This window comes from Limnobacter alexandrii, assembly GCF_005871185.1.
Classification (GTDB): Bacteria; Pseudomonadota; Gammaproteobacteria; order Burkholderiales; family Burkholderiaceae_B; genus Limnobacter; species Limnobacter alexandrii.
Map to the genome: position 1 here is coordinate 1,059,099 of NZ_SWKN01000006.1, position 13,292 is coordinate 1,072,390.

8 protein-coding genes and 1 pseudogene are annotated in these 13,292 nt (G+C 53.7%); 5 read left to right on the plus strand and 4 right to left on the minus strand.

Annotation, left to right across the window (positions count from 1 at the left end; genetic code table 11):
* Nucleotides 1–23 precede the first annotated feature (23 nt).
* Nucleotides 24–3,554 (plus strand): DNA polymerase III subunit alpha, encoded by a 3,531-nt coding sequence (dnaE, locus tag FCS97_RS05300; RefSeq protein WP_138517219.1) that lies wholly within the window; start codon nucleotides 24–26, stop codon nucleotides 3,552–3,554.
* A gap of 332 nt (nucleotides 3,555–3,886) precedes the next feature.
* On the plus strand, nucleotides 3,887–5,653 hold the full coding sequence (msbA, locus tag FCS97_RS05305) for a lipid A export permease/ATP-binding protein MsbA (RefSeq protein ID WP_138517221.1): 1,767 nt from the start codon (nucleotides 3,887–3,889) through the stop codon (nucleotides 5,651–5,653).
* On the opposite strand, the gene rfaQ is transcribed toward msbA, so the two are convergent.
* On the minus strand, nucleotides 5,626–6,669 hold the full coding sequence (gene rfaQ / locus FCS97_RS05310) for a putative lipopolysaccharide heptosyltransferase III (protein ID WP_171035181.1): 1,044 nt from the start codon (nucleotides 6,667–6,669) through the stop codon (nucleotides 5,626–5,628). The genes msbA and rfaQ overlap by 28 nt on opposite strands.
* A gap of 162 nt (nucleotides 6,670–6,831) precedes the next feature.
* On the opposite strand from rfaQ, the gene FCS97_RS05315 reads away from it, so the two are divergent.
* The 3 genes from FCS97_RS05315 (at nucleotide 6,832) to FCS97_RS05325 (ending at nucleotide 10,191) form a co-directional block, all read left to right on the plus strand.
* A complete protein-coding gene (locus FCS97_RS05315; protein WP_138517226.1) occupies nucleotides 6,832–7,965 on the plus strand; it encodes a glycosyltransferase family 4 protein in 1,134 nt (377 codons plus the stop codon).
* Entirely contained in the window at nucleotides 7,965–8,774 is an 810-nt protein-coding gene (locus FCS97_RS05320) for a hypothetical protein (RefSeq protein WP_138517228.1), read from the plus strand. The genes FCS97_RS05315 and FCS97_RS05320 overlap by 1 nt, the downstream gene beginning before the upstream one ends.
* Before the next feature lie 292 nt (nucleotides 8,775–9,066).
* On the plus strand, nucleotides 9,067–10,191 hold the full coding sequence (locus FCS97_RS05325) for a porin (RefSeq protein ID WP_138517230.1): 1,125 nt from the start codon (nucleotides 9,067–9,069) through the stop codon (nucleotides 10,189–10,191).
* A gap of 155 nt (nucleotides 10,192–10,346) precedes the next feature.
* Here FCS97_RS05325 and FCS97_RS05330 read toward each other — a convergent pair whose 3' ends face one another.
* The 3 genes and pseudogenes from FCS97_RS05330 to bioA all read right to left on the minus strand — a co-directional run bounded on the left by FCS97_RS05330 (nucleotide 10,347) and on the right by bioA (nucleotide 13,283).
* Complete coding sequence (locus tag FCS97_RS05330; RefSeq protein WP_138517232.1) at nucleotides 10,347–10,736, minus strand: hypothetical protein; 390 nt, start codon at nucleotides 10,734–10,736, stop codon at nucleotides 10,347–10,349.
* Nucleotides 10,737–10,946: 210 nt separating this feature from the next.
* Nucleotides 10,947–11,927, minus strand: a pseudogene (bioB, locus tag FCS97_RS05335) (biotin synthase BioB); the annotation flags it as partial.
* 9 nt (nucleotides 11,928–11,936) lie between these two features.
* Nucleotides 11,937–13,283 carry an adenosylmethionine--8-amino-7-oxononanoate transaminase gene (gene bioA, locus FCS97_RS05340; protein ID WP_138517236.1) on the minus strand — a complete coding sequence of 449 codons (1,347 nt, stop codon included), beginning with the start codon at nucleotides 13,281–13,283 and terminating at the stop codon, nucleotides 11,937–11,939.
* Nucleotides 13,284–13,292 lie beyond the last annotated feature (9 nt).

Sequence of the window (13,292 nt, forward strand, 5' to 3'; positions counted from 1 at the left end):
CCGTTTGCGGATAAAATAGGGGGATGACCAATTCATCCCCCACATTGCCTTCCACATTTGTTCACCTGCGCATGCACACCGAATTCTCGGTGCTTGACGGCATGGTGCGCGTGGGCGAGGCTGTCAAGGCCGCTGCTGGCTGCGGCATGCCCGCGCTGGCCATCTCAGATCTGTCCAACCTGTTTGGGCTCATCAAGTTTTATGGCAAAGCGCGCGGCGCAGGTGTTAAGCCAATTGCTGCTTGCGATGTGTGGATAGAAAGCGACCGGGATGAAGAACAACCTGCGCGGGTGCTTCTGCTGGTGCAAAACCACAAGGGCTACTTGCAGTTGTGCGAGCTGTTAAGCCGTGCTTTCTTGCGCAACCAGAAACGCGGTAAGGCCACCCTGAAGTTTGAGTGGTTTGATGAGGTTGGCTGCGATGGCCTGATCGCCGTTTCAGGCTTTGCAGGTTCTGATGTCGGCCAATTTTTGCTGGGCGGTAATATGGCCCGCGCAGAAAACTCCGCCCGAAAGTTTCTGAAGTACTTTGAAAGCCGGTATTACATTGAGTTGCAACGTGATGGCTCAACCCAAGCTGAAAATTTGGTGAACTTAAGTTGCCAGCTGGCAGCCAAATTGCAGCTGCCAGTGGTGGCCACGCACCCCATCCAGTTTTTAAAGCCTGAAGACTTCCGTGCGCACGAGGCCCGCGTGTGCATTGCGCAGGGCGAAATTTTGTCGAACCCGCGCAGGCCTCGCCGCTTTACAGAGCAACAGTATTTCAAAACCGCGCAGGAAATGGCGGAACTGTTTGCTGATATTCCCAGTGCCATTCGCAACAGCATTCGGATTGCCCAGCGTTGTAACTTAACGCTTGAATTGGGCAAACCCAAATTGCCTGCATTCCCTACACCCGATGGCATGACACTGGACGATTACCTCGTTCATTTGTCCAAAGAGGGTTTGGAAAAGCGATTGGCACACCTGTTCCCCAACATTGAGGAACGGGAAAAAATACGCCCCGAATATGAAGCGCGTTTGAAGATTGAATGCGACACCATCATTGGCATGGGCTTTCCCGGTTATTTCCTGATCGTTCAGGATTTCATTAACTGGGGCAAGAAAAACGGTGTACCCGTGGGCCCCGGCCGGGGTTCGGGTGCTGGTTCACTGGTGGCGTACGCTTTGGGTATTACTGACCTCGACCCCTTGCGCTACGACTTGCTGTTCGAACGTTTTCTGAACCCTGAACGGGTTTCAATGCCCGACTTCGACATCGACTTTTGCCAGGACAACCGCGACCGCGTGATCGATTACGTGAAGCAAAACTACGGGCGCGATGCGGTCAGCCAAATTGCCACCTTTGGTACCTTGGGTGCCAAGGCGGTGATTCGCGATGCAGGCCGCGTGCTTGACATGCCTTATATGTACTGTGACGGCTTGTCGAAACTGATTCCACAAACCCCAGCCGACCCTTGGGACCTTGACCGCGCCATGGCCGACGAACCCACGTTCCGTGAACGTGTGGAAAACGAAGACGAGGCCAAGGAAATTATTGCCGTGGCCCGACCCCTTGAAGGCCTGACCCGCAACGTGGGCATGCACGCCGGTGGCGTGTTGATTGCACCGGGCAAGCTGACTGATTTCTGCCCCCTGTATTGCGCCGATGGGTCCACCGACTCCGTGGTGTCGCAGTACGACAAAGACGACGTGGAAGCCGTAGGCTTGGTGAAGTTCGACTTCTTGGGCTTGCGCAACCTGACCATTCTGGATTGGGCCGTGCGCTGGGTGCGTGAAAACTACGAAGACCAGCGCGACTTCCGCCTAGAAGACCTGCCGCTAGACGACCCTGCGGTGTACCAGTTGTTCTCGGATGGCAACACCACCGCTGTGTTCCAGTCAGAATCGCGCTCGGCGAAAGACCTTGAAAAGAAGCTCAAGCCCGACAACTTCGAAGACATCATTGCCTTGATGGCGCTGAACCGCCCTGGCCCTTTGGGTTCCGGCATGGTGGACGACTTCATCGCGCGTAAAAAAGAAACTTCAAAAACCGGCAAAGGCCGGGCAGAGTGGTACTTCCACCCCAAGCTGGAAGGCATTCTGAAAAGCACCTACGGTGTGATTGTTTATCAAGAGCAGGTAATGTTGGTCGCCCAAATTCTGGCGGGCTACAGCCTGGGCGGCGCTGACTTGCTTCGCCGCGCCATGGGCAAGAAAAAGCCCGAAGAGATGGCCAAGCAGCGTGAAATTTTCACGACTGGTGCCACCGAGCGTGGCGTAGACCCAGCAGTGGCCAAGCAGCTTTTCGACTTGATGGAAAAGTTTGCGGAATATGGTTTCAACAAATCGCACTCAGCGGCCTATGCGCTGATTGCGTACCACACTGCGTGGTTGAAGGCGCATTACCCGGCCGAGTTCATGGCTGCGTCCATGAGTTCCGACATGGACGACACCGACAAAGTAAAGGTGTTTGTTGAAGACGCCATGGCCATGTGTCAGGTGCCTGGAAAGAAGGCGGGCACCACAGTTGCCATGCTGGGCCCGGATGTGAACGAGTCCAACTTCCGTTTTACTGCAGTTCGAATTGACGGCGAAAAACGCGCCAGTGCCATTCGTTACGGTTTGGGTGCGGTGAAAGGCACGGGCCAGGCCGCTTGCGAGGCGATTGTGGCCGAGCGCAATGCCAATGGCCCTTTCACCAGCCTGTTTGATTTCGTGAAACGCGTGGACAGCAAACAGATCAACCGGCGGGTGATTGAAGCGTTGATCCGCGCAGGCGCATTCGATGCGCTGAACCCCGATCGGGCCAAATTGCTGGCCAGCTCGGGCCAGGCCATGGAGTGGGCCGCACAACAGGCTGCAACCGCAGCGCAGGTCAGCTTGTTTGGCGAGGCCTTGGGCGGCGATGCCCCGCCTGAACTGGTGGAAGTGCCCACCTGGAGCGAACGCGAAAAACTGCAGCAGGAAAAAGCAGCGCTGGGCTATTACTTCAGCGGACACCTGTTCAAGGCCGATGAAGACAAGGTGCGTCAGTTTGTTAAATTGAAGCTGAAAGACTTGTCGCCCGGCCGAGACATGGTGTGGATGGCGGGTGTAATTGCCTCGCTGCGCACCATGATGACCAAGCGCGGGAAAATGGCAATCGTGCTGCTCGACGATTCCACCGCGCAGGTGGAATTGTCAATTTTCAATGAACAATTTGAAGCCAACCGCAATTTGCTGAAAGAAGATTCCTTGCTGGTGTTGCAAGGCAAAGTGTCCGAAGACTCTTACACCGGTGGTTTAAGGATTTCTGCGGAAAACTTGTACTCATTGGCCAGTGCCCGGGCTCATTTTGTAAGCCGACTGCGGCTGAGTATGAATGGGCAGTCGGATGCTGAAAAATTGCGCGCCATGCTGGAGCCTTTCCGTGATCCTGAACAAGGTTGCCTGGTGGAAATCGACTATCACAACGGTCATGCGGCCTGTGTGGCCCAATTGAGCAGCGAGTGGAAAGTTCGCCCGGAAGAAGACTTGCTGATTGAAATGCAGGGTTGGCTGGGTGAGGGCAATGCCAAATGGGTGTTTGGCTGATTGTTCGTTGATTCGCGGGTGCGTGAATAATCACCAGTCTGGTTTTGCCACAATCCGCAGCGATATCCCGATCACCTCGTCTTCAAGAAAACCTGCCCTTGCGTGCCGAGCAGGGCCGGTGTTGCCCAGCATGGGCGACAGAGAACGAACCCGACCCGCTGTTTAGGAGGGGCGTTCTCAGGCATCGCGAGGCTCAGCAAGGGATATACAGGTTTTCTGGCGAGAGATGGGGATTCGCGCGGATTGGGGAAGAAACACGCGACGCTTGACTTGCACCCGTTTGCAACCCACAACCGTGTAAACTTCGACCATCCAATCCACGTTCACGCTGCATGCCCGAAATCACCGACTACACCGCCAAAGGTCTTTACAAACGCCTGTTGTCTTACAGTTTGCGTTACTGGCCGTTGTTCGCCACTTCACTGGTGGCCCTGGTGTTTGCTGCTGTCACCGAGCCCCTGTTTGCCAGCCTGATGAAGCCGCTGATTGACGAGAACTTTTCGGGTGAACGAACCGAAATGGCGAAGTGGCTGCCCGTCATTATCATCGTGCTTTTTCTGGTGCGCGGTTTGGCCACCTACATCAATGAATACTGCAGTGCCAAATTGGCGGGTCTTGTGGTTCACGACTTGCGTTTTGACATGCTGTCCCGCATTTTGCGTTTTCCCAATTCGTATTTTGTAGAACAACCCGCTGGAAAGATTATTTCTACGGTGTCCACCAATGTGGATGCGGTCACGGAGGCGGGGTTCAACATCATCACCGTGCTGATTCGCGACGGTGCCATTGTCATTGGCCTCATGGCTATCTTGCTTTACACCAACTGGCAGCTCACCCTGATCTGTTTTGCAATTCTGCCATTGATCGCCATTGGTGTATCGGTTGCAGCCAAGCGCTTGAACCGCTTCGCGCACAGTGCGCAAACTTCCCATGCCGATTTGGTACAAAGCATTTCCGAGGTGATTGGTGCGCAGAAAATCATCAAAATTTACGGCGCACAAAAGGTAGAAACCGATCGCTTCATGAAAAGCGCCGATGAAATCATGAAGTCGCGCGTGAAGCTGGTGGCCACCAGCGCTGCCAACTCCGCAATTGTTCAGTGGATACTCGCCGCTGCAGTGGCAGCTGTGGTGTATTTCGCAGGTATTTTGGCGGAAAGCGACAGCATGACTGCGGGCGATTTCGCCTCCTTCATGACCGCGATGATGATGTTGCTGGCCCCGGTCAAGCGGCTCACCAACATCAACCAGCAATTGCAAAAGGGTTTGGCTGCCGCCGACAACGTATTTCGTGTGGTTGATCGTTCAATTGAAAACTCCAGCGGCACCCACACCACCGACCGGGCCTTGGGCTACATTGAATTCAACAAAGTGGGGCTGACCTTTCCCGGTGCGGAGGCCCCAACACTGATTGATATCAATTTGTGGGTAAAGCCTGGGCAAACCGTGGGTATTGTGGGCGTGTCGGGCGGTGGCAAGTCAACCCTTATCAACTTGTTGCCCCGTTTTCTGGACCCCACAAGCGGCGTGGTCAAGCTAGACAGCGTGGATTTGAAACAATGGAACCTGCAGTGTCTTCGTCGACAAATTGCTGTGGTTACTCAAGAAAGTCATTTGCTCAACGACACCGTGCGCAACAACATTGCCTACGGCGAAATGCGCGGCGCCAGTGATGAGGCTATTTTGAACGCAGCCCGCATGGCCAATGCCCTGCCGTTTATTGAAAAGCTTGAACATGGGCTGGACACCGTGTTGGGCGACAATGGCTTGCGGCTTTCTGGCGGTCAGCGCCAGCGTATCTCAATCGCGAGAGCATTCCTCAAAAACGCCCCCATTCTTATTCTCGATGAGGCCACTTCAGCGCTCGATTCGGAAGCAGAGCGCGAGGTACAAGAAGACATGGAGCGCCTGCGTCATGGTCGAACCACGCTGGTGATCGCTCACAGACTGTCTACCTTGACCACAGCCGATTTCATCATTGTGCTGGACCAAGGCAAGCTGATCGAGCAGGGTACTCACCAAGAGTTACTGGCCAAGCAGGGCAAATACCATTACCTGCATTCCATTCAAAATCAATCTGCCAGTTTGTCCACCGACTGAATCACAACCTCAGTGGGAATGGCTGCCAGCAAACGGGTTGTGTCGTTAGTATTGATGCTGTCCGGGTGGGGAAGCGGCCCAAAATCGCCTGCATAAATCACTGTGGCTTTGTCTGACCAAGGGCGCCACTCTTGCACCCACGAGGGGCCGAACAGCGCAACTTGCGGCACATTCAGTGCGGCCGCCATGTGCATGGGCGCCGAATCTACGCCCACATAAAATTTGCTGAGTTTCAACAAGGCGGCCAGCAAAGGCAGGCTCATCTTTCCACCCACATTCACCAGTTGACTCGGACCGGGCGAGAATTTCGCACGCGCCAATCGCTCAATCTCGGCAGTCATGGTCACTTCCACGGGGTCGGGGCTGCATGTCAGCACCACATGCAAACCCTTGTTCAACAAATGAACCACAACCTCGGCAAACTTGTCGTCTTCCCAGCATTTAAAGGGCCAGCGGGCAGCGGGGTGAATCAGCACAAATGGTCCGTTCACCCCATGCTCAGCCAACAAGGCGTCGGCTTTGTCCAGGTTTTCCGGGCTGGGGCGCAACACCATTTCACCGCGCAGACTGCGGGGATTAATGCCCAGGGCTTGCAGGCACAGCAGGTTCAGCTCCACGGCGTGTGCTTGCCCGCGGGGTGGGGGTACGATACGCTCGGTGAAGCAAGCATGCCACAGTGCCTTGTCACGCTTGGCATACGCCATTTGCACGCGCACAGGTGCGTTCGAGAAGCGTGCTATCAAGGCGCCAATCCACTGGTCAGTCAAATGCACCACGGCATCGTAACGGGTGCGCCTTACTTGAAGCGCCAGGCCAAGCTCTGCCTTCAGACGCACAAATCCTTTCAGCTTTCGATCAATGCACAGCACCCGGTTTAAATGCGGATTGTTTTGCAGCAGGGGCGTGGTTTCTTTGTAAATCAGTGTGTCAATTTGCGCGCCTGGAAACTGGTCGTGCAAGGCGTGATACAAGGCCGTGGTTAACAGCACATCGCCGTGGTGCCTTAATTTAATCACCAAAATTTTTTGCAAAGTATTTCAACCCGGTATTGATTAGAGTGAATTCACGCCCATGCGTGTGCTTTGGCGCATTAAACTGCCAGTAAACCAGCACAAACGTTGAGCAAACACAGAGCGAATATAGACCGTGATTCCTACCAATTTTGTTGTCCAATTCAAATGACCAGTATTTTCTTCTCTGAAAGTTCCAAAAATATAGGTGGTCAAGAACTGCAATTGCTGGAACAGGCGGTGGGTCTGAAAGCCAAAGGTTACACACCTTATATATTGTGCAGGCCAGGTAGCCGAATTTCCCAGGAAGCCTACAAGCTGGGTTTGAATGTTGAGTTTGTGGCGTTTCGAAATGCCATTCACCCCCCGAGTGTTTTAAGGCTGGCCAATTTGCTTCGGCAACACAAGCCGGTGGCGGTGGTGTGCCACAGCAGCCATGACGCCAATTTGTGCTCCATCACCGTACACGCCTTGGTAAAAATTGGCTTGCTCAAGCCCCGGCCCACATTAATCCGCATGCGCACCTATCAGCCTGGGCCGGCCAAAGCATTCACCTACAACCAAATGTTTGACCAAACTTTCACGCCCAGCCAGGCTTTGAAAGACCAATTGTTGCAGAACAGTGGGGTACTGCCCGAGAAAATCGGAGTGCTGTATCCGGGCATTGATTTTGAAAGTATTGCCGCTTCCGCAGCGCTTGGTTTGCCCGCCGAGCTCGATGCCCGCTTGAATGACCTGCAACAGCGCCCGGTGATTGCCCATGCCGCCATGTTCAGGGTTGAAAAGGGGCACAGTTTCATGTTGCAGGTGGTGAAAGCCTTGCTGCCCCAGTTTCCGAATTTGTTGTACGTGGCTGCCGGTGAAGGTGAAACTCGCCAAGCCATAGAAACCGAGGTGCAGCGCTTGGGGCTGGGCAAGCATGTGCTGCTGCCCGGTATGCTGAATCCGGTTGCGCCACTGATTAAACGTGCCGATGTGTTGGTGATGCCTTCCAGCTACGAACCCTTGGGCATGAGCCAAATTGAGGCGCTGGGCTTGGGTGTGCCGGTGGTGGTGAGCAACGTAGGCGGCTTGCCTGAAACCGTACAAAGTGGCATCACTGGTTATGTGTGCCCCGCGCCCCATGCACCCGGTGCGCTACAGGCTTGGGTTCAAGCGCTGGGCATGGTGCTTGCCGAGCCGCACAAAGCCCGCGACATGGCCGCACTGGGCAGGCAAATCGTGCTGGCCCAGTTTGGCAAACAAAGCAACATCGACGGCTTGGTGGGCACCATTCAAACCCCACGGTTGGGTCGCTCCTGATGTCAGGGGTTCAACGAGTTGGCGTTTGGTTCGGCCAGGGTTTTGAGAACGCCTTGGCCGCACGTGCCGCCTTGGGGCAATTGCAGGCCGAGTACCCTGGTGCCGACTGGGTTTTGTTTGGCCCCCGTGAAAGCCTGTTTCTGTTTGAAATGGACGAACGGGTGCCCGCCTACATTCCCCTCAAGTCGCTGGAGCCCCGCCGCCCCGCGCAAAGTCGCCTTTCTTATTACCTTGAAAAGCGTGCCCAGTTTAAAAAGCTGCGCGGTTTGAAACTTGACCTTTGTATTGGGGTTTCTGTTTCGGCTTCCCAGCCTGAATTGAAACAGCAAGCCGCTGTGCAATTTCAGCATGTTCAAAAAATGCTGGGTGTCGATGGCCGTTTCATTCAGCAAGAACTGCCTTTGTTTCTTCAAATTGAACGCCCCTTGTTGCTGGCTGGGCCCCAAGCGCTGGCCTATGCCACTCAGCTTTATCGCAATGTACCGCCCAGTTCGATCAAAACAGTGGCTTTTCTTGATGCGGCGGAGGGGCAAGCCAATTTGGAGGTTCAGTGGCAGGCCCTGCAAAACCACCTGCCCCAGCCTGGCAGCAATGTGCAACTTACCGTGGCAGCCATTGTTGGAGACAATCGCCTTCTGGCCCGCCACTTGAATGACAAATACCCCACGTGCTTACAGCTCGGCATGCCGCAGGCCATGGGCCTGATTGCTTACGCGGATCGAGTGATCTGTGCCACTGAACCGGTCACCCGAATTTGCGCTGAAATGGGTCGTTCAGACCGTCTTTTGTTGGTTAAAAGTCACAGTTAAATGGCTGTGCCAATGCGCAGTCACTTTGCCCCAGGGTTTGGAAACTTCCGAAATTCTAAGTTTTTCATTCGCAAGGCTTTTTGCGGCTTTCAAGGCGATTTTGGCGAATTGTTGATGTCATAAAACTATCGGTTTGATGAATTTCCCCTGTTGCACGTCAGCGACAAAAACACCGATTTCCCCATTCTCACACCACGATTTGGTTGGTCGGCCCAAGGGTCCCCGTGTACATTGTCTCTCGTGCCGCTAGAAATGGCGGCAAAGATTCAACCAACACTAATAAGGGTGAAATATGAACAAGAAGCTAGTAGCTGCTGCTCTGGGCCTGGCATTTGCCGCTCCAGTATTTGCTGATTCATCAAACGTAACTTTGTACGGTCGTGTACACCAAGCTTTGGATCATCAGTCACAAGATGACGATGGCCAGCAAACTGGTGGTAACTTCGCCCTGGAAGACGTGTCTTCACGCTTCGGTATCAAGGGTCAGGAAGACCTGGGCGGTGGTTTGAGCCTGGTGTTTGGTTATGAGTTCTCAGTATCCGCTGACTCCAACGCTGGTGTTGGTGGTCGTCATTCATACATCGGTATGAAGGGTGGTTGGGGTACATTCGTGGCCGGTAAGCAAGACGGTGGTAACGAAACTGTTGCTCCTTTGTACACCCAGGCTTCTTTGACTGGTGGCGTTTCTAACCAAGGCGGTCCTTTGACTACCATCGGTGGTGGCGGTACAGCATTGGCCACTGGTGTAGCGATTGATCGCGTACAGCGCGTGGACAACTCATTCGGTTACAAAACCAACATCGCTGGCGTAGCCATCGAAGCTCGTCATGCAATGACTTCAGGTAACAACCTCGACGCCTTGGCTGGTACTGCTGCAAACAACAACAATCCCAACAACGACCTGACTCCAGGCGAAGTTAAGGAAAACGCAACACGTCAAACTGAAGTTGCTGCAACTTACAAAGTTGGCGCCTTGACAATTGGTGGTGGTTTCAACATGTTTGACCAGCAAGCTCAAGATCCAACAGTAGCCTCTCAGCCAGAGCGCACTGTTCAAGGTGTTGCTGCTTACAACTTCGGTTCTTTCAGCTTGGCAGGTTTGGTTGCTCAAACTTCACTGTATGGCACCAACGCTGTTAACGGCGAAGACAGCAACACTGAATATCTGTTGTCAGCAACTGTTCCTTTGACAGCAAACAGCGGTATTTTCGGTGCTTACGCTGATTCCGAGCGTAACAACTTGGCTGATCCTTCTGAGGTAACTCAAGCTCAGATCGCTTACTACTACGACTTCAGCAAGCGTACACGCACCTACGTTGGTTTTAACCGCTTGGAGAATGAAGTAGTTGCTGGTGTAAACTCCGGTGAAAAGTTCGAACAGGACAACTTCACAATCGGTCTGCGTCACAACTTCTAATTCAATGCCAAGCCTAAGCTTGGTTTGAATGCAAAGTTTGAAAAAGCCACCTTCGGGTGGCTTTTTCTATTTCAGGCTCAGGCGTTGATTCAAGGCAATAAAAAAGCACCTGGTTTTATTCAGGTGCTTCTTTCATTCAATTCAAACTGACTCAGTTACTGCAAATTCATGTCCAGTTGTACGCCACACAGGGTGCTGCTGTAGCGCGTGGCGCTGCCACTGTTGCTCATGCAGCCCAGCGAGGTGGTTTGAAGCTGGTTCTCGGACACTTTCAAACCAAAGAACAAATCGGGGTATCTGTTGCCTTCTTCGCGGCTCAGCTTGAATACCCAGTCACCGGTGCCCCATTGGGCGCCCATTGGCGCTTTACTGCGGTCTTGACCCAGGCGGAAGCCGTAACCCAGACCACCATTCTCGGCACTGGTCCAGCGGCCCCATTTGCTCAGTGGGCTTTGCCCATCAATGTTCAATGTCACGCCACCAGCTTGGGCACTGGCCAAGGCAGGTGCCAGCACAAGGCAGGCACAAATGAGTGTTTTTTTCATATTCTTATTCCCTTCAAACAGCAGCAATTCAAGCAATTTGCGCTGTTTCGCATGCAAGGCTTTAATTATGCGCGTATTTTTGATGTGGATAAAGCGGGAGAAGGCTTGCCTTCACCCCGCCAAACCATTGATTTGACTCAGGTATTTGAACCTGCTGTTTAAGAATTCTTGATTAAAAACAATGGGTTTTATTGCTTAGCTCTCAAGTCGCTTTAAACCCAGTTTTTTGAACAACTTGGTGTCACGCTCCAATTCCGGGTTGTCTGTTACCAACAGTTTTTCACCGTAAAAAATGGAATTGGCACCCGCCAGGAAGCAAAGCGCCTGTGTACTTTCATTCATGCTCTCGCGGCCAGCCGACAAACGCACAAAACTGGTGGGCATTGTGATTCGGGCTACGGCGATGGTGCGCACAAAATCGAGTGGGTCAATTTCGGCGTTATCCGCCAGCGGTGTGCCTTCCACCTTCACCAAATTGTTGATTGGCACGCTTTCGGGTGGTTCAGCCATGTTGGCCAGTTGGGCAATTAAACCTGCACGCTGTGTAACCGTTTCACCCAGGCCCACAATGCCGCCACAGCACACTTTGATGCCCGCGTCGCGAACGCGATCAAGCGTGTCCAGGCGGTCTTGATAGGTACGGGTACTGATGATGTCGCCGTAAAAATCGGGCGAGGTGTCCAGGTTGTGGTTGTAATAGTCCAGGCCAGCCTCTTGCAGCTGTTTGGCCTGGTGTTCTTTTAGCATGCCCAGGGTTACACAGGTTTCCAGGCCCATGGCTTTCACAGCTGTTACCATTTCGCCCACTGCGTCAACCTGGTGGTCTTTGGGGCTGCGCCACGCTGCACCCATGCAGAAACGTGTGGCACCTTTGTCCTTGGCGGCTTGGGCCGCTTTTAACACTTCATCAATGGGCATCAGCTTTTCAGCTTCAACACCTGTGTTGTACTTGGCCGATTGGGGACAGTATCCGCAATCTTCCGGGCAGCCGCCAGTTTTAATCGACAGCAGGGTGGAAAGTTGAACGGTGTTGGCATCGAAATGTTCGCGATGCACTTGCTGTGCCTTGAAAATAAGGTCGTTGAATGGCAGTGCGAACAAGGCCTCAATGGCCTCAATGCTCCAGCGCTGCGTATCAAGGGCGGGTGGGGCTGTTTTCTTGTTTTCAACCCAGGTAATTTGGCTTTCCATGTGCATCCTTCAGAACAATTCGCTTCCGGGGCCAGGTGCAATCAGGCTGCCCCAGCGTTGTAATACTTGCATCAGTGTTTGGTAAGCGTTCTCAAGTGTTTCAGGGGCGGTGCAATAGGGCGGCACCCAGTACACGGTGTTGCCCAAGGGGCGCACCACAATGCCCAACTCCAGAAACGTTTGTCGAATCCATTGGCTTGCGCTAGAACCATACTGACTGTGACTGGATTTTAGCTCAAAGGCTGCCACGGTGCCGCACACGCGTGGGTTTTCAATCAGGGGGTGGCAAGCCAGGGTGGGTAGCCAGCGCTGATGAGTGGCCTCGATGTGCCGAATATTTGCCCATGTGCTTTCTTCATCGAACAAAGCCAAGCTGGCCAAGGCAGCAGCGCAACCCAGCGGGTTGGCGGTGTAGGAATGGCCGTGCAGCAAGGCATGGCCCACCTGGTCACTTAAAAATGCGTCGTACACCGCTTGGCTGGTGAGCGTAGCGGCCATGGGCATGAAGCCCCCTGTAAGCCCTTTTGAAATACAAATAATGTCGGCCTGGCCGCCGAACTGCGCCACTTGCTCGGCGGCATACAGGGTGCCAGTTCTGCCAAAGCCGGTGAACACTTCATCGAATATCACCAGCACGCCGGCCGCTTCGCAGCGTTTGCACAATTCAGCCACGTGGGCTGGGCGCATGAAGCGCATGCCGCTGGCACCTTGAACCAAGGGTTCCAATATCAGCGCGGCGATTTCTCCCACATTGTTGGCCAACAATTGGTCCAGTGCAGCCAAAGCTTCTTCTTCAGTGCAGGCGCAAACACCAGTGGGCATGAAATCCACCTGAAAAAGCCAGGGAGAAAACGGGTCGTAAAAGCCGCTGGACTTGCCAGTGGCCATCGCGCCAAAAGTGTCGCCATGGTAGCCGCCTTGCAGCGCGACAATTCGCTTTTTGCCACCCACGCCCTGGTTTTGCCAATATTGAAAAGCCATTTTCAAGGCCACTTCAATGGCAGTAGAACCATTGTCGGAGTAAAACACCTTGGCCATGGGGGCAGGGGCGTTGTGTATCAGGCGCTGGGCTAGCAGCACTGCGGGGGGGTGGGTAACGCCCGCAAACATCACATGTTCCAGTTCAAGCGCTTGCAGTGCGATGGCTTGTGCAATGGCGGGGTTGCCGTGTCCATGAATGTTCACCCACCAGCTTGAAACCGCATCAAAGTATTTGTTGTCTTGGGCATCGAATAAAAATTCGCCTTCACCACGAACCACTGGTAAGGGCGGTGCAGCTGTTTGCATTTGTGTGAACGGGTGCCAGCAGTACTGTGCATCCAGTTCAAGCAATTCAGTGTGAGAAAGTGGTTTCATGTGGTCAGG